This window comes from Polaribacter sp. P097 (assembly GCF_036864555.1).
Taxonomy (GTDB): domain Bacteria; phylum Bacteroidota; class Bacteroidia; order Flavobacteriales; family Flavobacteriaceae; genus Polaribacter.
This window is the reverse complement of sequence record NZ_JAZETJ010000001.1, coordinates 1,145,850-1,169,952: the sequence shown is the minus strand read 5'-3', so window position 1 is coordinate 1,169,952 and position 24,103 is coordinate 1,145,850. Positions and strand designations below refer to the sequence as shown.

The window sequence follows — 24,103 nt, the reverse complement described above, 5'->3', positions numbered from 1 at the left end:
ACTGAAATCTGTTAAATTCTTGTTAATAAGTTTCAACTTTTTTATTTACTTTTAGCTTTTAAAATTAAAAAACATTCTTTTTCCCTTCTTGACAGGTGTTTTTTTGCCTATGAAATAATTAATATTTTTAATAAAGATGATTTATAGTTACCTTCATTCTATTCTATTAAACATTAAAAAACTTACCTTAATTTTAGTACTAAGTTCGCCTGTTTTATTAGGTCAAAACTTAGTACATAACTTTGAATTTAATGGTAATTTAAACGATACTAAACCTACTGGAGTTAGTTTAACAGCAACCAATGTAGCATCTTCGAGCTTTAGTTCAAATCCTAATAGATGGACCTGGTCTCAACCAAGTTCTCCTGGAGGAGGTTTAATTTTACAAACCGATAAATTAGTTGATGAAGAAAGCTATTCTATAGGTTTTAGAATTTCTTATCAGAACACAGGTAACGCAGATGGAACTTCTAAAAGTTATAAAAAAATTCTTTCTTTTAAAGGACCTTCAGATGATGGTCTTTATTTTAATCATCAAAATTTACAATATTTTCCTTTTGGTGCAGATGATAAAGTAACTTATTTACCTAATGTTTTTTACGATTTCATTTTAACAAGAACAGCGTCTAAAGAAATAAAAGTTTACATTGTAGAAAATGATGGCTCAGTAACACTGGTATACTCAGAAACCGACACCAATGATACTTCTGTGCCTAGATTGGTTGGAGGTAAACACGAATTTATCTTTTTTAAAAATGATCCTGTAGGTTCAGAAAATACACCTGGAGGAACTGTAGAAGGAATCCGTTTGTGGGATGGCCCTTTAAGTCAATCACAAATTGGGGCTGCTCTTTCTTCTGTAACTACAAATCCAGCAACAAATATTACAGGCTCAACAGCTACCTTAAATGGTGAGGTTAATCCACAAGGTTCAACTTCTAATTTTGAGTTTGAATATGGGTTAACTGCAAGTTATGGCCAAACTATTAATTCTGCACCTTCATCTGGTAATGCATCTTCTGCAATTACAGTTTCTGCAAATTTAACTGGTTTAGCTCCTGGAACTGTTTATCATTACAGGTTAAAATCTACAAATACAGCAGGTGATTCATTTGGTTCAGACCAAACATTTACTACTAGTTCTCCAGGTGGAGTTACTGGTGCAAGTTTATGGTTAAATAGCAGTGATGGTGTTTCAAATTCTGGAGATAAATTAACCAACTGGGATGACCAATCTGGAGCCAATACTTTTACTGTTAATGGAGACCCAAAAATTGTAGGTAATGGTATTAATTTTAACAAATCCATTGTATTTGATGGTGTAGATGACTATTTGCAAGGGAGTCAATCCATAGTTTTTCAAAATATATATGCCGTTTATAAAAGAAATAGTGCAACTGAAAGAGACCCTTTAATAGGTGTTAATAAAGGTGTGGAAGGTTTTGATGGTAGTATGCTTGCTGGCCCAAATATGTGGGTTTCTAACTCCTCTTCTGGTCAAGGAATAATTTTTCAATCTGCAGGAGATCTAGGAACTTCAAAGGCTAGAATAGCTGTTTCTGAGATTATACCAGCTAACAATTTAAATAACCAATTTAGCTCTATTGATGGTAAAGTGTTTTCTACCTCTGAAGTTACAAGTACTGGATCGTCTATTAGCACTTTTACAGGAACTCCTATATTAGGTACAGATTTTGCGCCTGTTAGTAGAGCTTATTTTAACGGAGAAATTGCTGAATTAATCATGTTTTCTAGCCCTCATACAGAACTTCAAAGAAAAAAAATATACACGTATTTAGCCATTAAATATGGTATTACTTTAGACCCATCTGTTGGCAGCTACATTACTTCTAATGGAACCGTTCTTTGGAATAATACTAATTATTGGAATGATGTTTTTGGAATAGGTAAAGAAAACGGCGATGGCCTAAATCCTGAAAGAAGTAATAGTATAAATACTGGTTCTGGAGATGGAACAGGTCAAGATGGAAAAGGGAATATCACCATTTCTAAAGCCAATATACAAAATGGGGCTTACTTATTAATTGGTCATAACAATGATCCTTTAACTGAACAAACCACTGGTTTGCCAACAAATTCAACTGGCAAGACTAGATTAGCTAGACAATGGAAAGTTAAAAACACGAATAATGTAAGCAATGTAAATCTTACTTTTGATTTAAAGGGATTATGTTTATCAGGTGTTTTTCACACCGATTACACTTTATTAATAGATGAAGATGGAAATGGTGACTTTACAGATGGTACTATAACTCAAGTTACAGCAACAGCACTATTTTCAGATATATTAGTTTTTAGAAATGTTACCTTAAATGATGGTGCCGTTTTTACAATTCAAGGTACACCAGCATCAATTGCTTTATCTTCTGCTAGTACTACAAATAACCAAGAAATTTGTATTACAGACCCAATTACAGACATCACCTACGATGCAAAAAACATAGATAGTGCTACCATTACAGGTTTACCAACAGGTTTAACTGGTAGTTTTAACAATGTTGCTAAAGTTTTTACTATTTCTGGTACGCCTACACAAACAGGTAATTTTACCTACACCATAAATACAGTAAGTTCACAATGTAGTACAGCACCAATTATTACTGGTAAAATCACTATTTATGAGGTAGAAACAGTTAGTGCAGCATCAAGCTCACCAACTGTAGGAACTAACCAAACTTTACCACCAATTACACATACTACTACTGGTGCTACAGGTATTGGTACTGCCACAGGCTTACCAAGAGGAGTTACAGCAAATTATGCTGCAGATGTAATCACTTTAAGTGGTACACCAACTTTGGCAGGTACTTATAATTATAGTATTCCTTTAACTGGTAAATGCGGAAATGTAAGTGCTACAGGTACCATAATTGTAACTGATAATTTAGATACAGATGGTGATGGAGTGTTAGATTCTGACGATTTAGATGCAGATAATGATGGTATTTTAAATACAGACGAAGGTTTTGGGGCTATAATTCCTGCAAGACCAATAAGCACATATACTTCATCAACATCAATAAAAGCTGCTGCTGGACCAAGTATTTCAAATCCTACAAACGGTTATGTGGTTACAGATAAATCAACTACTGGTAAATTTGCTTTCGAAGCTGTTTCAAGATCGGAAAGTGGTTCTGGAGGTGGTATTGGAACCATTTCTTACGTAGATATAGATGTAGATTTTGCACCTAAAGAAACTGTGAGTAATGTTGTTGTAGACTTTAAAATTGGTAGTCAATCTAGCGCAACAGGTAATGGGTATTTTGATGAAGGTTTTTATATTGAAATCAATGGAACTGTTATTGTTAATTTTAATTATTTACAATACAACAATAATGCTGCGTTTAACAGCAAATTCGATATTAATGGTGGTGGCTGGGCTCCTTGGAATGGAGAAGGTAACCCCACTCTGGAATTAGATTTATTAGGCAGACAGGTACGTTTAATGGCAGACACCAAAGGAGGTGGACGTGAAGACGCATTGCCTTTTATTACCAATGCAAAACCTAACCCAATACCTGTTGTAGATTTTGAAAAAGGTGTACAAATAGGTACTGCCTTTAACAATCAAGATGGTCCAGGAGGTATAGGAATACAAACCTTATCATTTTCTGCAGATGTAACTACACACATAGATAGTAATAACGATGGTGTATTTGATTACTTATCTGATGATGGTGATAGTGATGGTTGTAATGATGTTGATGAAGCATATGGAACAGGTTTTGATACCAATGGAAATGGACAATATGGAGCAACACCAACCTTAGCTAATGGAGGTGTAAATGCCAATGGTTTAGTAGTTGCTGCTGGTATTGCAGCAAGTACTCGTGCTTATACAAAAAGTCCTTTAGATGCAGATTCAAATGGTACTAAAGACTTTCAGCAATTAAGTCAAAAATTAGGAGCTATTTCCACGCAACCTACTGCAGTAACTTCTACAATTGATACTGATGCCGTTTTTACAGCAGACTACACCTTAACAGGTTCAGGCACAGACACCTCTGTTATTCAATGGTACCTTAAAGAAAATGGCACAGGTGCAGAACAAAAATTAACAAATTCAACAGCTACTGCTGGTAGTGTTAATGAAGGGTATAGTGGTGTAAATACTAAAACACTTACAGTATCTAACTTTAAGAGTACAGATAATGGGCATGTATATTTTGCTAAAATCACTAATCCTGCTTTGGCATGTGACCCTGAATTAACAACCAATGAAGTTGCATTAACAGTTACACCACACGCAATTGTGGCTAATTTAGACACCTACACTATTGTACAAAATAGTACAGGCGATTTAGCTACAAGTTTAATAGCAAATGATCTATTTAAAGGGGCAGCTGCAACAGATTCTGATTTAAACGTAACTGTAACCGACTTTGGTACCACCAATGGTAACGTAACCTTTAATGCTGCAACAAACTCGTTAGTTACACAGGCTGCTTTAGCTCCAGGAAATTACACTATACAATATCAAATTTGTGAAAAGGCAGATCCAACCAATTGTGATTCAACCACTGTAAATTTAGTAGTTCAGTTAGATACAGATGCAGATGGTGTTCCAGATGTAACAGATTTAGATGATGATAATGATGGAATTTTAGACACTGTAGAAGGAGAATGTATACTACCCACTCAAATGCGTTTAGGATATATACCAAATGCTAGAGATTTAGATGGAGATGATGGCTATACTCTAGATGGTAATAATATGAGTAATGCACTTACTCAAAAAATTCAAAATCCAGCAAATTTTGGTCCTTCAGGTATTGTAAAAACAGAAATTGTTTTAGTGCCTATAAACGCAAGCCCGATAACCAAAACCGATTTAGATAATTTAAATTTAGATGCTATATTTATTGGTGGTATAGATAAAATTCCAACTATAGAATCTTGGCTTTCAGATGCAGAATTCACGGCTATAAAAACATGGTCTTCAAGTCCTAACAAAACAGTTATAGTTACGCAAGCTTCGTCTACAAAATGGGGCAGAGTTCTTAAATCGGGTAATACAAACCCAGACACACCAACTACAATTGGTGCCTCAACTAGTATTTTTGATGGGCCTTTTGGTAAAAGTACTTCTTTTATCCAAGGAGGAACTTTTCAAGCTGTTTATGAACCAAATTCTACTAAAAATGATGTTATTCTTGCTGCAGATGCTAATAACAATATTGTAATTATAAAAGATGAAGTTTATAATGATATTTTATTATCTGATGTTGATATTTTAACCACTGTAGGAGGAGTTTCTAGTGGGCCAAATTTAGCCACACTTAATAATAATGATATATTAGCCATGAACCTAATATACACAGCCATTCCTTTAAGTTCTTGTCCTGGTTCTGATATAGATTTAGATGGTGTTTCTAACTCATTAGATGCAGATTCAGATGGAGATGGTTGTAATGATGTAAATGAAGTTTATGGTTCAAAAATAGATCCAGATTCTGATGGAGTTTATGGTGTTGGTAAACCAGCAGTAGATGCTACAGGTAAAGTAATAGCTGCAGACTACAGAAATCCTCAAGATATCGATTCTAATGGTGTAGAAGATTTTATTCAATCTTCACTTATAGTAACACATGTAAAAACACAACCTAACCCAATTACAGTAGACTCTAAAGACGATGCTACTTTTACGGTTGAATTCAATACAAAAGGATCAGGAACCTCACCTATTTATCAATGGCAAGTTAAAGAAGCTGGTGCTTCTGGTTGGACTGATTTAACTAATAATGCAGAATATTCAGGAGTTAATACGCCTACTCTAACCGTAATTAGAGCACTTTATGCTAAAAATAATAACCTATATAGAATAGAAGTATTTAACAATTCTAGTGTTTGTGCTGGTACTTTTCTTACGGATGCTGCAAAATTAACAGTTACTCCAGAGCCATTTGTAATTGTAGATGAAACTGAAACAATATCGCAAGCTTTTAATGGTACCATTATTCCTACAGTGCTTTCTAACGATATGTCTGCAGGAATTACAGCAAGTGTAAGTAATTTAACCATTACATTAATTGGTACAGTGCCTAATGGAATTACTTTTGATACTGCAACAGGTGAAGTTTCTTCAGACGGAACAGCTACTCCAGGCGTTTATTCTTTTCAATACAAACTTTGCGAAATTGCAGATCCAACGAATTGTACATTACCAGCAGAATATGGTACAGTAAATTTAACTATTTTACTTGATACAGATTTTGACGGAGTTGCAGATGTGAATGACTTAGATGATGATAATGATGGTATCCTAGATAGTATTGAAGATGCTGGAAACACAGATATAGATTCAGATGGAATTATAAATTCTTTAGATGCAGACTCAGATAATGATGGTTGTAATGACTCAAATGAAGTTTATGGTGCAAATGCAGATTCAGACAACAATGGAAAATTTGGTTCAGGTTCACCTACTGTAGATGCTAATGGTTTGGTTATTGCAGCTGGTGTAACAGGTAATGCATATAACACACTACCAAGTGACAATGATTCAAATGGTACAGATGATTTCTTACAAACTTCAAAAGCCTTATCAGGCATTACTACACAACCTGTAGATCATTTAACTAATATTAATAGATCTGTTACCTTTTCTGTAACAACTGCAATAAGTGGTTCAGGAACAGATGTTAGTTATCAATGGCAAGTAAACGATGGTGGAGTTGGTACTTGGACAGATTTATCAGACAATAGTTTTTACACAGGTTCTACCTCAGCTAGTTTAGTTGTAACGCCTAACAATAGCACGTTTAATAGCAATCAATATAGAGTAGTTATCACTACACCTTCTTATGTTTGTGACTCAGATGTAACCTCGAATGCTGCTGTGTTATCTATTATTTCTAACAATATTAGTGCAGATAATGATGCTGCTCAAGTAGTAGAAAAAGTAGCGAATTCATCTATTGTAAATGTTTTAACCAATGATATTTTAAACAATTCACCAGCACTAATTACAGAAGTAACACTTAACCAAATAAGTAGTACAAGTGCAGGAATTTCTTTAGATATAGTCACTGGAGATATTAGCATTAACGCTAGTGTTCTTGCAGGAATTTACTTCTTAGAGTACAGAATTTGTGAAAATGTAGATCCATCTAATTGTTCTAATGGTATTGTAACAATTGTTGTTCAAAAAGATACTGATGGAGACCAAATTCCAGATCAAACAGATCCAGATATTGACAATGATGGTAATCCGAATGCAACAGATCCTAACACCAATATTGCCACTGCAAATAATGATACAGCTACTGCAAAAGTAGCTCAAGCAAAAAATGTAGACATTTTAGCGAATGATGATTTTCTACCTGGTGCAAATACAACAATAACGCAAACAGGAGGTTCTGCTGCAGGTGTTGCTTCATTTGATAACACAACAGGTATTTTAACCTATACACCAACCTTAGCAGAGGCTGGTACTGATGTAACTATAGAATATCAAGTTACAAATACACCAACATCAGTTTCAAAAACTGCTACTGTTACTATCACTATTGATAATGAAGCAGATTTAAGTATTGCTTTAACTGTAGATAATAACGCACCAAATGTTGGCGATAATGTAGTGTTTACAATTACATTAACAAATGCTGGCCCAAGTAATGCAACAAATGTAGATGCTACTGCTTTATTACCTTCAGGTTATACTTATGCTAGTGCAATTGTAAGTAAAGGAACTTATAACCCAGTAACAGGAAATTGGTTTGTTGGGCCTGTAACTAATGCAAATCCTGAGATTATAGCCATTACAGCTTCTGTAAATGCATCAGGAACGTACTCTTTTCCTGCTGAAATAGCATTTGCAGATCAAACAGACCCAGATTCTACACCTGGAAATGGAAATACAACAGAAGACGATTATGCTTCAATTACAGTAACACCAGTTGCTCAAGCTAATTTGGTTACTGTTTTAACAGTAAATAATGCTACACCAAATGAAAATGATGAGATAACTTATCAAATAAAAGTAACCAATAACGGACCTAGTGCAGCTACTAACGTTCAAGTTAATTCTGCTACAATTCCTTCAGGAATCACTTATATTTCAGATGATGGTTCAGGAGATTACAATTCAACTTCAGGCATTTGGTCTATTGGTAATTTGGCATCAGGAAACAGTGCAACATTGCATATTGTTGGAAGTATAGATTCTGGTGAAGCTGGTAATACCATCAACCAAACTATTGCAACAACTGCAACTGAAAACGATACCACTACTACAGGTGATATTTTATCTGCAGATTTAACTGTAAATCAAGCAGCACTTACAACTACAATTGTGGTAGACAATGCAACACCTAATGAAGGTGATACAGTAAAATACACTATAACTATTAGCAATTCAGGTGCAAATACTGCTACAGGAATTGAGCTTACTAGTATTTTACCATCAAGCTTAACTTATGTATCGGATAATGGTGCAGGTGCTTACAATTCAGCAACCGGAATTTGGCAACCAGCTGCTATTGCAAATGGTGCAAATGCCTCTTTAGAAATTACTGCAACTGTAAATTCAGGTACTGCAGGTAATACCATTTCAACTGCAGTTTCAAAAATAGAAAGCAATCAAAGTACAAGTAATACATTACCTGCAAGTACTGCAGATATTACTGTAAAAAGCATCAATTTAGTTACTGTAATTTCTGTAGATGATGCCTCACCAAATGAAGGACAAACGATTCAGTATACCATCAACTTAAATAATGCTGGTACAGATAATGCAACAAACGTTTCTTTAACTGATGTATTACCAAATGGAGTTACTTACGTTTCAGACAATAGTGGTGGTACTTACAATTCAACAACGGGTCTTTGGACAGTTGGTAATATCAACGCTGGAAATTCTGATTCTTTAATCATTACTGCAACTGTAGATTCTGGAACTGCAGGTAATCATATAGATAATACCATCACAAATATTAGTGCTACAGAAACAGACACTACAAATACAGTTGATGTTTTAACAGCATCTATTACAGTAACTAGTGCAAATTTGGTAACTGTATTATCAATCACTAATGCATCACCTAATGTAAATGACAACTTTGCCTATACTATTACAGTTACGAATAATGGTCCTGGAAATGCAACAGGTATTTCATTAACTAATATAGTGCCTAGTGGTTTAACCTATGTTAGCAATGTTGCTTCAGTAGGGTCTTACAATCAAACAACTGGTTTATGGACTTTAGGTAGTTTAACCAATGGTAGTTCTGCAACTTTAACGATTAATGCAACTGTTGATGCTAATCAAGGTAATGTTACCAATACAATTAGTACAACTGCTGCAAATGGAGATCAAACAGATGCAACTACTGCAGGAGACGTTTTATCACAAAGTTACACACCTACTTCAGCAAACCTTATTACAGTATATTCTGTGAATAATCCAACACCAAATGTTGGTAGTCAGGTTGTATTTTCAATCACTGTAAACAATGCAGGGCCTAGTAATGAAACAAATGTTTCTTTAACTAGTTTGTTACCATCAGGAGTTACATATATTAGTGATGATGCTTCAGGTGCCTATAATACCACAACTGGTTTATGGACAATTGGTGCTATAAACGATGGTGCTACTTCTCAATTAAATATTACTGCTTCTGTTGATTCAAATCAAGGAGGACAAACCATAACAGGATCAACAACAGCTGCTACTGGAAATCAGGTAGATTTAATAACTGCAGGAGATGTACTTTCTGCCAGTTTAAATGTAACTAGTGCTGATCTTGTAACTATTTTAAGTGTAGATAATGCTACACCAAATGTTGGCCAAAATGTTACGTTCACTATCAATGTAACAAATAATGGTCCAAATGATGAAACAAATACAAGTTTAACAAGTCTGTTACCTAATGGATTTGCCTTTGTTAGTGCAACTCCAAGCCAAGGAACTTATAATGATGGTTCAGGCTTATGGACAATTGGTAATATTACTCAAAACACTACAGAAACATTAACTATAGTTGCAACTGTAAATAATGATCAAGGAGGAAATACACTTACCGTAAACACAACAGCTGCTAATGGAGATCAAACAGACCCTACTTCTACTGCTGATGTTTTGTCTGTAAATGTGAATCCTACAAGTACTAATTTAGTTACAGTTTTAAGTTTAAATAATAGTGTTCCAAATGAAGGAAGTACTATTAAATACACTATTAACGTTACCAATGTTAGTGCAACAGAAGCTACAAATACTTCATTAACTGCAAGTTTACCTGTTGGCTTAACTTATGTAAGCAACTCTGCATCTCAAGGTACTTATAATGACTCCACAGGACTTTGGACCATTGGAGCTATAGGTTCTAATGCAAAAGTTTCTTTAGAAATTACAGCTACAGTTAACGCTAATACTAGTGGTACTTCAATAACAAATACTATAACTACAGCTGTAGCAGATCAATCAGATACAAGTAGTGTTGGAGATGTTTTATCGAAATCACTTACAGTTACAAATTCTAACTTAATTACAGTAAAAACGGTCGATAACCCAACACCAAATATTAATACCAATGTTGTTTATACAATTACGGTTTCTAATGTTGGTGCATCAGATCATACAGATGTATCTTTAACAGATTTATTGCCTGCTGGAGTTAGTTATGTAAGCCATACTGAAAGTCAGGGTACTTATAATCAAACTTCAGGGCTTTGGACTATTGGTAATGTAGCAACAAATTCTGATGCAACATTAAGCATAGTTGCTAGTATAGATGCAAATCAAGGAGGACAATCTATTACAAATACAACAACAGCTGCTAAAGGTAATGAAGCAGATCCGTCAAATGTAGGAGATACTTTATCTGCCACTGTTAACGTAACTAGTGCCAATTTAGTTACCGTTCTTAATGTTGATAATAAAAACCCAAATATTGGAGATCAAGTAAAATATACAATTACTGTAACCAATAATGGAGCTTCTAATGAAGATGCGATTTCTTTAACAAGTATGGTACCTTCAGGTTTAACTTTTGTAAGTGCAAACCCTTCTTCTGGTAGTTATGCTTCAGGAGTTTGGACAATAGGAAGCTTAACAGCATTGTCTTCTGCTACAATCGAAATAATAGCAACAGTAGATTCGAATCAGGCTGGAAACACAATCACATACACAACAACTGCTGCCTCAGGTAACCAAACAGATCCAACAACAGTTGGTGATATTTTATCTACTGATATTTTAGTAGCAACATCAAACTTAGTTACAACTATTCGTGTAGATAACCCTTCACCAAATGAATTGGAAACAATTGTATACACAATTTTAGTTAGAAATGCAGGGCCTAATGATGAAACAAACACCAAATTAACTGATGTTTTACCTTCAGGTGTTACTTACCAAAGTGAAACTGTAACTCAAGGTTCATATAATAATAGTAATGGTTTATGGACTATTGGAACTTTAACAAATGGTGCAACAGCTACTCTAGAAATCACAGCCACTGTTGATGCAAATGAAGGTGGAAATACAATTACAAATACAATAAGTGCTGCTTCAGGTGATGTTGCAGATTTAGATACAACAGGCGATATTTTATCTGCAAGTATTACTGTAGAAGATGCAAAATTAGTTACTACTTTATTTGTTAATAATACTACTCCAAATGAAGGTGACGAAGTTACATATACGTATACAGTAGTTAATAATGGCCCATCAACAGATAGAAACATCGAATTAGCAAGCCAGTTGCCTGCAGGTTTAACTTTAGTTTCGGCTACTGAAAGTCAAGGTAATTATAATGCAGGTGGTTTAGGTAAATGGGAGTTAGGATCACTTGCAAATGGTGCCAATGCTACTTTAATAGTAAAAGCAACTGTAAACGCAAGTACAGGAGCTTCTACGATTACAACAACTACTACAAAAGCAGAAGGTGACCATACCAATGCATCTACAACAGGAAATGTATTATCTGCTTCTATAAACGTAACTACAGTTAATTTAATTACAACAAAATCAGTTGATAACCCTGTACCTAATGAAGGTGATACTGTTATTTATACCATTAATGTTTCTAACATTAGTAAAACTAATGCTACAAATGTTTCTTTAACAGATAAATTACCAACAGGTGTAAGTTTTGTAAGCAGTTCAACTACAGCAGGTTCATATGATGATTCTAGTGGAATATGGACCATTGGAAATATAAATCAAGGAGCTACAGCAACTTTAACTATAACAGCCACAGTAGATGCAGGGACTTTAGGTAATGTAATTACCAATACTATTTCTGCTAGAGGTGCAGGAGATCAAACAGATAGTACAACTGCAGGAGATGATTTAACAGCAGATATTACTGTTAGTGCATCAGATTTAGTAACTGTAATTGCAGTAGACAATCCAACTCCGAATGTAGATGATATCATTGAGTACACAATTACTGTGATAAACAACAGAGGTTTAAGTGACACAAATGTTTCTTTAACAGATCAATTACCTACAGGTGTAACTTTAAGTGGAACACCAATAGCATCACAAGGAACCTATGATTCAGGAACTGGTGTTTGGACCATTGGTACCTTAGATTCTGGTGATAAAGCTACTTTAAAAATTAAAGCGAGTATAAATTCAGATCAAGGAGGACAAACCATAACGAATACTATAGATTCAGTTGCGAGTGGAGATCAAGCAGATCCAACAACTAATGGAGATATTACTAGTGTTGATGTAAATGTTACAAGTGCAAACTTGGTTACAACTATTAGAGTTGATAATCCAAATCCGAATGTTGGTGATACCATTAAGTATTTAATAAGTGTTACCAATAATGGCCCAAGTGATGAGACTAATACAAGTTTAACAGCGCAATTACCTGCTGGAGTTACTTACAGTGCAGATAATGCAAGTTCTGGTACTTATAATTCAGTTTCTGGTTTATGGACCATAGGTAGTATTGCAAAATTTACTACTGTAACTTTAGAATTAACGGCAACTGTAGATGCAAATACTGGTGGAACTACCATTAGCAACGTAATTACTGCTGCAAATGGAGATCAAACAGACCCAACAACTACAGGTGATAATTTACAATCAGATATTATAGTACAAACAGCAGATTTAATTACCCAATTATCAGTAGATAATACTACTCCAAATGAAGGTGATACTGTAGTTTATACTTTATCCGTTAGAAATTCTGGGCCAAACTCAGAGTCTGGTATTAATTTAACAAATGCACTACCTTCAGGAGTAACTTATGTATCGAATTCACCAAGTCAAGGTACTTATACTTCAGGAAGTGGTTTATGGAATGTTGGTACATTAACTAATGGAAGTATTGCAACATTAACTATAAATGCAACTGTTGATGCAAATACTGCAGGTTCTGCAATTGTTGCTACAACAACAGCAGCTTCAGGTACAGTAACAGATCCAAATACAAATGGCGATAATTTAACAGCAACTATAAATGTATTAGGTGCAAAACTATTAACCAATGTTGTAGTTTCTAATGCTTCACCAAATGAAGGAGACATTGTAACCTATACAATTACAGTTACCAATAACGGTCCAACTGCAGATGAGAATATTAGCTTAACAAGTTTTGTTCCATCAGGATTAACTTATAACAGTAATTCTGCTTCTCAAGGAAGTTTTATTCCTGGAACAGGAGTTTGGTCTATAGGGAATTTAGCAAATGGAGCTCAAGCTATTTTAGTAGTAACGTCACAAGTTAACAATAATACTGGTGGTACTTCAATTACAGTTAATACTACTGCTGCAGATGGAGATCATACAAGTAGTACTTTATCTTCTAATGTATTAAGTGCAGTAATGAATGTTACAAGTGTAGATTTAGTTACCACTATAAGTGTAGACAATCCTGTACCTAATGAAGGAAATACTATTGAGTATACAGTTAATGTATCTAACATAAGCAGTACAAATGCAACCAATGTTTCTTTAACTAGTTTATTACCTTCAGGGCTTAGTTTAGTTGGTTCAGCATCTGTATCTTCTGGAACTTACAACAGTAGTTCTGGCTTATGGTCTATAGGAACATTATCAAAAGGAAATAAAGCTACCTTAACCTTAACAGCAACAGTAGATGCTGGTACAATTGGTAGTGTTATTACAAATACTACAACTGCTGCAGTAGCAGATCAATCAGATGTTAGTAATTCTGGAGATGTTTTATCTGTGCCTATCACAGTTACTGGTGGTAATTTAATAACAGTAAAAACGGTAGACAATACATCACCAAACACAGGAGACACTGTAAATTACACCATCACTTTAACCAATAATGGGCCATCTGCTTACACTAATGTTGTATTTACTGATAATTTACCTTCAGGTGTAACTTATGTGGGTAATTCAGCAAGTCAAGGTACTTATTCAAATGGGAATCAACTTTGGACAGTTGGTACAATTCCAGCAAATAGTACTGCAAATCTGCAAATTACAGCCACAATTAATGCTGATAAAGGTGGTGATACAATTGTAAGCACCATAACACCTGCAACAGCAGATGAAGCAGATGTATCTACAATTGGTGATGTTTTAGAGGCAAGTTTAACAGTTACTAGTTCTAATTTAATAACATCAATCTCATTAGATAATACAAACCCTAATGTTGGTGACACTGTAAACTACACTATTGTTGTTACCAATAATGGACCTAATGATGAGTATAACATCACACTAGAAGATTATGTGCCAACTGGCTTAACATTTGCAAGTGCAACAGCAAGTCAAGGTTCATATGCATCATCAACAGGAATTTGGAATATAGGTACTATTAATGAATTTGGAAGTGCTACTCTTACCATCTCTGCAACTGTAGATTCTGGAACAAATGCACAAACCATAACAAATACAATAACACAAAGAGCAATTGGTGATCAAACAGACCCAACAACTGCTGGAGATGATTTAGAAGCTACCTTAACAGTATCTAGTGCAAATTTAATTACGGTAATTAGTGTAAACAACCAAACACCTAATGAAGGTGAAGCAGTAAACTATACAATTACTGTAACCAATAATGGGCCAAATGACGAATCATCTGTTAGTTTAACAAGTTTATTACCAAGTGATATTAACTTTAATTCTGCAATTGTTGCACAAGGTAGTTATTCATCTACCTCAGGTATTTGGACTATTGGTAATTTATCTAAAAACACCTCTACTACTTTAACCTTATTAGGTACAGTTGCAAGTGGTGCAGCACAAAATAATCCAATAACGACAAGTACAACAGCTGCTCAAGGTAATATTGCAGATTCAAATACTGCAGGAGATGTACTGTCTGTAGCTATAAATGTTACACAAAGTGATTTAATTACAACTATTGCAGTAGATAATCCTACACCTAATGAAGGTGATACAGTTACCTATACTATAACAGTAAATAATAACGGACCAAATGATGAAACAAACGCATCTTTAACATCAGTTTTACCAACAGGTTTAACTTTTGTAAGTTCATCTTTACCTGGAGCTTATAACCAAGCAACTGGTTTATGGACAATAGGAAATATCTCTAAAAATTCATCTAAAACTTTAACTATTTCAGCTACTGTAAATGCAAATACTTTTGGTAATACTATTACTGCATCAACAACAGCTGCTAATGGAGATCAAGCAGATCCTAGCACTGCAAACGATGTACTTTCTACAACCATAACTGTTGGTAACTTTACAGATATTGTATTATCGAAAACAGTAGATAATAGTTCCCCTAATATTGGAGATACTATAGATTATACAATTTCTGTAACCAATAATGGGCCAGCCAATGCAACAAATGTTGTTATTACAGATGTTCTTCCTGCAGGATTAACTTTTGTAAATGAAATTGCTGGTTCTGGAGTTTGGAATGCTACAAATTCTACTTGGACGTTAGCTTCTTTACCAAATGGTGAAACTAGAAATTTAACGATTACTGCAACTGTAAATGCAGATCAAGGAGGAAATACCATTACCAATACAATTTCTAATACGCAAAATCAAGTAGATTCAAATGCTACTCAAGATGATAATTCAGAAGCAATTACAGTAACATCAGTAGATTTATTTGCTACTAAAACAGTGGATAACAACAATCCTAATGAAGGTGATGTAATTAGCTATAGTATAAAAGTAACCAACAATACAGGCTCAGACACTGCAACAAATGTGGCTATTACAGATGTTTTACCAACTGGAGTAACTTATTTAAGTAATACTGCAACTAATGGTTCTTATAATTCAGGATCAGGTTTATGGTCTATTGGAACTTTAGCTAGTGGTGCAAATGCCTTATTAATTATTGATGCACAAGTAAATGCAGGTACTTTAGGTACAACTATTGTAAATACAGCAAGTACATTAATTTCAGATCAAGCAGACAACAATACAACTGCAGATGATTTATCTGAATCAATAACGGTAACTAGCACTGATTTAGTTACAACCAAAACTGTAAATACTGCAACACCTACAGAAGGTGAAGACATTATTTATACGTTAACAGTAACTAATAATGCTGGTAACAACGCAACTAATGTTAGTTTGGTAGATAGGTTACCAAATGGTGTAACCTACAAATCTGATGATGCAGGTACTTATAATGCTACCTCAGGAATTTGGACAATTAGTGATTTATCTGCAGGAAATAGCGCTACCATAAATATTACAGTTACTGTAAATGGAGGTACAGCTAATACAAGCATTACCAACACAACTTCTGCAGCAACAGCAGATCAAGCAGATCCAACTACTGTTGGAGATAGTTTAGCTGCCACAATTAACGTAGTTAGTGCAGATCTTGTAACAACAAACACTGTAAATGTAACTGAAGCAAATGTGGGCGATACTGTTATTTACACAATTACTGTAATCAATAATGGACCAAGTTCTGCAAGTGCAATTACTTTAATAGACCAATTACCTAGTGGAGTAACTTATGTTTCTGATGATAGTTCAGGTGCATATGATAATACTACTGGAGTTTGGACAATTGGTAGTTTACTAAATGGAGAATCTAATGTTTTAGAAATAACAGCAACTGTAAACGCATCTGCTGCTGGTAAAACTGTTACAAATGCAATTTCTCAAGAAGCACAAGGTGCAGAAGTAGATCCTACAATTACGAATGATAATTTAGTATCATCTTTTAATGTAATATCTAATGATTTAGTAACCTCATTAACTGTTGATAAAACAAATCCGAATGAAGGTGATGCTATTGTTTATACATTAACCATTACAAATAATGGACCTAGTAATGCAACTGGAGTAACAATCACAGATAATTTACCTGTTGGAGTTACTTATACCAATCACGCAACTAGTGAAGGTTCTTACAATAATGGTTCTGGAGTTTGGAATGTTGGTGCTATTGCAAAAGGTAGTGTAGCTACTTTAACTATTAATGCAACTGTTAATACTGCTACAGGAGGAACTACCATTACCAATACAACCAATAATGCAACTGCTAATAATTCAGATCCTGATACGTCTAACAATTCAGATAGTGTTGCAATAACCATAGGAAATGATGCAGATATCGTACTTACAAATACCGTAGATAATGCTTCGCCAAATATTGGAGATACTGTTACCTTTATTGTTACTGCAACAAATAATGGGCCTACAGAAGTTCAGAATTTGGTTATTGAAAACACTATTCCAAATGGTTTAACTATTACCTCTGCTTCTCCAAGTAATGGAACTTTTACTAGTCCAAATTGGACAATTGGTAGTTTAGCTAGTGGAACTACAGAAACCCTAACTATAGAAGCTACTGTAGATGCAGGTACAGCAGGTAAAACTTTTACAAGTTTAGTTTCTAATACTCAAAATCAAACAGATAGTAACTTAACAACAGATGATTTATCAGAATCATTAATCGTACAAAGTGCAAACTTAATTACAAGTAAATCTGTAAATGTTACTACTCCAAATGAAAACGATGTAATCACTTATACTATTTCTGTTACTAATGATGGGCCAAGTGATGCAACAGGCGTTTCTTTAACAGATGTTTTACCAACTGATGTTACTTATGCAAGTGATGACAGTTCTGGATCTTACAATAATGTTACAGGAGTTTGGACGATTGGTAATTTAGCTAATGGTGCTACTATCAGTTTAAACATAAATGCAACAGTTAATGCAGGTACTTCTGGTTCATCAATAGTAAATGTTACTTCTAGAGCAACTGCAGATCAAACTGATTTGGTAACAAGTGGAGATGATTTAGACGCTTCATTTACAGTGGCAAGCTCTGAGCTAGTTACACAAATATCTGTAGACAACACAACACCTAATGAAGGTGATATTGTTACTTATTCAATTCTGGTAAATAATCAAGGAGTAAATGATGCAACTGGTATTAGTTTAACAGCATTTTTACCAACAGGCATTTCTTTCACCAATTTTACAGCACCTACAGGAACAAGTTATAATCAAGGTTCAGGGTTATGGACTATTGGAATCTTAGCAACCAATGCTAGTAAAACATTAACCATTGAAGGGCAAGTAAATATTGGCACTGGAGGCACAACTATAACCAGCACTACTACTGAAGCTGTAGGAGATCAAACAGATCCAAACAACGTTCCAGATATATTAAGTGTTGCTTTAACTGTTGAAAATTCTTCAGATATTGAAATTACAAAAACCGTAAATAATAACAATCCTAATGAGGGTGATACAGTTACATATACTATAACTGCCACCAACAAATCTGGAGCAGAAGTAACTAATTTTGTACTTACAGATGCATTACCAAATGGATTAACTTTTGGTAATGTTACTGCTTCATCAGGAGTTTGGTCTGCACCAAATTGGAGCATATCTAAATTATCTGTAAATGATACGCAAACGTTAATTGTTGAAGCTTTAGTAGATGCAGGAACTGGTGGTTTAAGTTTAACCAACAATGTTACACATACACAAGATCAAACAGATACTAACGCTTCTACAGATGATTTATCTGAGACTGTTATTGTAACCTCATCAGATTTAGTAACTGTAAAAACGGTAGACAATGCAACACCAAATGAAGGTGATACCATCAACTACACAATTGTGGTTACCAATAATGGTGGTAGTGATGCTACTAATGTAAATCTTACAGATAATTTACCTACAGGTGTAACTTATGTAAGTCATACCACAACTTCAGGGTCATACAATACAGGTTCTGGTTTATGGGATGGTTTTAATCTTACAAATGGAGATTCAGAAACCTTAACAATTACTGCTACAGTAAATGCAGGAACTGGCGATAGTACAATAACAAATACAGCAATTACAGCTCAATCAGATCAATCAGACCCAACAACAACTGGAGATGTATTATCTGCTTCTATAACTGTAACAAGTACTAATTTAGTTACTGTAAAATCTGTAAGTAATAGCACACCAAATGAAGGTGATGTAGTTGTGTACAGCATAGAAATTTCAAATAATGGGCCATCTGATGCTACCAATGTTAGCCTTACAGATATTTTACCAAATGGCGTAACTTATGTTTCTGATGATTCAGCTGGAAATTACAATACAACTTCTGGGGTTTGGATAATTGGTACTATCGCAAACGGAACAACACAAACTTTAAATATTTCTGCAAGCGTAGATGCTGGTACAGGTGCAAATCAAACTACAATTACCAACACAACAACTGCTGCAATTGGTGATCAATCAGACCCAACAACTTCAGGCGATGTTTTATCAGCAAGCATAAATGTAAATAGTGTTGATTTAATTACAGTAAAAACTGTAGATAATGCAAGTCCGAATATTAATGATACTGTAAAATATTCAATTGCAGTTTCTAACTCAGGACCAAATTCAGCGAATAATGTTTCATTAACGGATGTTTTACCAGCTGGTATTACCTATGTTTCAGATAATTCTGCAGGTGCCTATAATGTAACTACAGGAGTTTGGACAATAGGAACTGTTTCAAATAGACAAACAAAAGTTCTTGAAATTACTGCAACAGTAGATTCAGATCAAGGAGGAAATGCAATTACCAATACTACTACTCTAGCCACTGGCGATGAAGCAGATTCAGACAACTCTACAGATGTTTTATCTGCAACCATTAATGTAACAAGTAGTAACTTAATCACTAAAAAGAGTATTACAACAAGTAGTGGAAATGGTGCTTCTTTTGAAGGTGAAGTAATTACGTATACCATTTCTGTTTTAAATGATGGTTCTTCTAATGCAACCAATGTTTCATTAACAGATGTATTACCAGTTGGTGTAACTTACGTAACTCATACAACCACAAGCGGATTATACAATAGTGCTTCTGGAGATTGGTTAATTGGAGACATTACAAACAATGATACTGTATTCTTAAACATTACAGCTTCTGTAGATATTGGTCAAGCAGGTAATACTATTACAAATACAGTTACCAAAGCAATAGGTGATCAATCAGATCCAACAGATGCTGGAAACGAATTATCAGCTTCTATAATTATAGATAATTTAGCAGATGTAGTAGTTTCAAAAACAGTAGATAATAATAACCCTAATGTTGGTGATATAATTACATACACACTTGTAGCCACAAATAAAGGCCCAGCCAGAGTAACCAATTTAGTAATTACAGATAATTTACCTACAGGATTGACCTTTGGTAATGCAATACCTACAAAAGGTGTTTGGACTGCACCAAATTGGACAATTAGTTCATTAGATTCAGGAGATTCTGCAACTTTACAACTAGAGGTAACTGTAGATGCAAATACAGGAGGACAAACGTTAGTAAACAACCTTACAGTTACTCAAGATCAAACAGATTCTGATGCTACAGCAGATGATTTAACTGAAACAATTACAGTAACTAGTTCAGATTTAGTAACTACCAAAACAGTTGATTTATCTACAGTTAATGAAGGTGACACCATTGTATACAGCATCTTAGTAGAAAACAATGGTACTAGTGATGCAACAAATGTAAATCTTACAGATGTTTTACCTACTGGAGTTACTTATTTAAGTGATGATAGTGTAGGAACTTACAATCCTAATACAGGTTTATGGATTTTAGGTGATGTAGCAGCAGGCTCGTCTAAAACACTTAACATTAATGCAGAAATAAATGCAGGAACAGCAGGTCAAAGTATTACAAATACAACTTCTGCTGCTATTGCAGATCAATCAGACCCAAGTACTGCAAATGATGTTTTATCTGCAACTGTTATTGTTAGAAGCGAATCAGACATTGTACTTACGAAGGTTGTAGATAATGATAATCCTGATGAAGGTGATATTGTAACCTATACCATTACTGTTACCAATAATGGTGGTGCAACTGCAACGAATTTAGTTGTTTCAGATAATTTACCAAGTGGTTTAGCTTACAATCAAGCTATTGTAACTGCAGGTTCTTGGAATGCTCCAAATTGGACAGTTGGTAATTTAGCTCCAGGTACTACAGAAACCTTAACACTATCAGTTTTAGTAGAACCAGGTACGCTTGGCTTAACCTTAATTAATACTATATCTAACACGCAAGATCAAACAGATACAAATGCTACAACTGATGATTTAGATGCATCTCTTACAGTAACAAGTTCAGATCTTGAAGTGGTTAAAACGGTTTCTAATAATTCGCCAAATGAAGGTGATACCATTGTTTATAGAATTACTGTAGAAAATAACGGACCAAGTGATGCAACTGGAGTTAGTTTAGAAGATGTACTACCAACAGGTGTAACTTACGTTGGTCATTTTGCAAATACAGGAAACTACAATCAAGCTACAGGTTTATGGACTATTGGTTCTTTAAATAACGGAGACATTGTAACTTTAACTATAAATGCAACAGTAGATGCAAATACATCTTTCAATAGCATTACAAATACCACCTCTAATTTAACAGCAGATCAAGCAGATCCTGATAGTTCAAATAATGTTGGTAGTGTAACTATAGTTCCTGGTTCATCAATAGATTTAAGTTTAACTAAAAGAGTTTTAGGTAACAATACATCACCAGTAACAGGAGATATTGTTAGCTACGAAATTGTAGTTAAAAACGATGGACCTAATACAGCAACAGGTATTGTTGTACAAGACTTATTACCTTCTGGTTTACAATTTGTAAGATATAATAGTTCTGGAACGTATGATGCTACAACTGGAGAGTGGAATGTAGGTACTTTAGCCAATAATGATACCAAAATTCTATTTATAGAAGCAGAAGTATTAAGTTCTGGAGATTATGAAAATTGTGCAGAAGTAATTGCTGCAGATCAAACAGATTCAGATTCTGTGCCAAACAATGGTAGCACAACAGAAGATGATTATGCTTGTGCAGGTATTGTGCCTCAAGTAAATGTAGATGTTATAATTACCAAATCCGTAGATAATAATTCTCCTAATATTGGTGATATAATTACCTATACAATTCAAGCAGAGAATAAAGGCCCAGCAAGAGCAACAGGATTAACCATTACTGATGCGTTACCTACAGGATTAACTTTAGTAAGTGCAACACCTAGCGAAGGTACTTGGACAAACCCTAATTGGAATGTTGGTAATTTGGAAGTAGGTAACATAGAAACATTAACGCTTCAAGTTCGTGTAGATATGAATACTGGAGGTCAAACAATTGTAAATACTATTAGCAAAACACAAGACCAAACAGATTCTGATGATACTACAGACGATTTAGAAGAATCAATTACTGTTACTAGTGCAGATATTAGTGTTGTAAAAACAGTAAGTAATAGTTCACCAAATGAAAATGATGTAATTGTGTATCAAATTACAGTTGCCAATAATGGCCCAGATACAGCTACAAATGTTTCTTTATTCGATGTTTTACCTGTTGGAGTAACCTATGCAAGTCATTCAACAACCAATGGTGCTTATAATCAATCATCAGGATTATGGACAATTGGTAGCATAAACAATGGAGATGCTGTTACTTTAGACATTAGTGCATCAGTAAATACTGGTACAACAGGTCAAACTATTACAAATACAACGTCTAATTTAACTGCAGATCAAGCAGATTTAGATAGTTCTAATGATGTAGGTTCTGTTTCAATAACACCAGGTTCTGTTGTAGATTTAGTTATTGCAAAAAGAGTTTTGGGCAGTACTACACCAAATGTGGGCGATGTTATAAATTATGAAATATCAGTTTCTAATTTAGGGCCTAATACAGCAACTGGTGTAGAAGTAACAGATATTTTACCTTCTGGCCTTCAATTTATCAGTTACAACAGTTCATCTACTTATAACAGCACAACAGGTATTTGGAATGTGGGTACTGTTTCAACTTCAGATAACAAAGTATTAATTATACAAGCAGAAGTATTAAGCTCTGGAGATTATGAAAACTGTGCAGAAGTAACCAGCATAAATCAAGGTGATGCAGATTTAACCAACAATGAGGTTTGTGTAAGTATTACTCCAAATTCATCTGCAGATTTAGAGTTAAATATGAGTGTAAACAATAACAACCCATTGGTAGATACAAATATCATATTTACACTAAGCCTTACCAATAAAGGGCCTAGTAGTGCAACTAATGTAGAAGTTACAGATCTAATTCCTACAGGTTATACCTTTGTAAGTGCTTCACCTTCTTTAGGTAATTATGATAGTTTTACAGGAATATGGTCTTTAGCATCAATGACAAGTAATACTACTGAAACGTTAGCTATTACTGTAAAAGTGTTGAATTTTGGAGATTGGGTTAACATTGCAGAAGTTACAAGTGTAACAGAGTCAGATCCTGATTCGACTCCAAATAACGCAGACATAGATGAAGATGATTATGCAGAAATAAGTACAATATCACCAAACATAACAGTTATAATCCCTGAAAGTTTCTCACCAAATGGAGATAACATTAATGAGACTTTCGAGATTCCGAATTTACATGTAGAATATCCTAAATTTAGAATTGTGATTATCAACAGATATGGAGATAAAGTATTTACATATTCACATAATGGAAACCCAAATACAACTCCAACTTATTGGGATGGTACCTCAATGAATAATGGCATTTTACCTTCTGCCACTTATTTCTATACCATTTACTTTAATGATGGTAACAGAACACCAAAAACAGGATGGGTTTATTTAAGAAGATAAAAGAAATTA

The 24,103-nt window shown here is 34.4% G+C and carries 1 protein-coding gene; it reads left to right on the top strand.

All coding sequences use genetic code 11. The annotated features are described in order from the left end of the window. Positions 1 to 136 precede the first annotated feature (136 nt). Positions 137 to 24,094: an isopeptide-forming domain-containing fimbrial protein gene (locus V7R38_RS05375; protein ID WP_334056460.1), complete on the top strand. Its 23,958-nt coding sequence runs from the start codon at positions 137 to 139 to the stop codon at positions 24,092 to 24,094. Positions 24,095 to 24,103 lie beyond the last annotated feature (9 nt).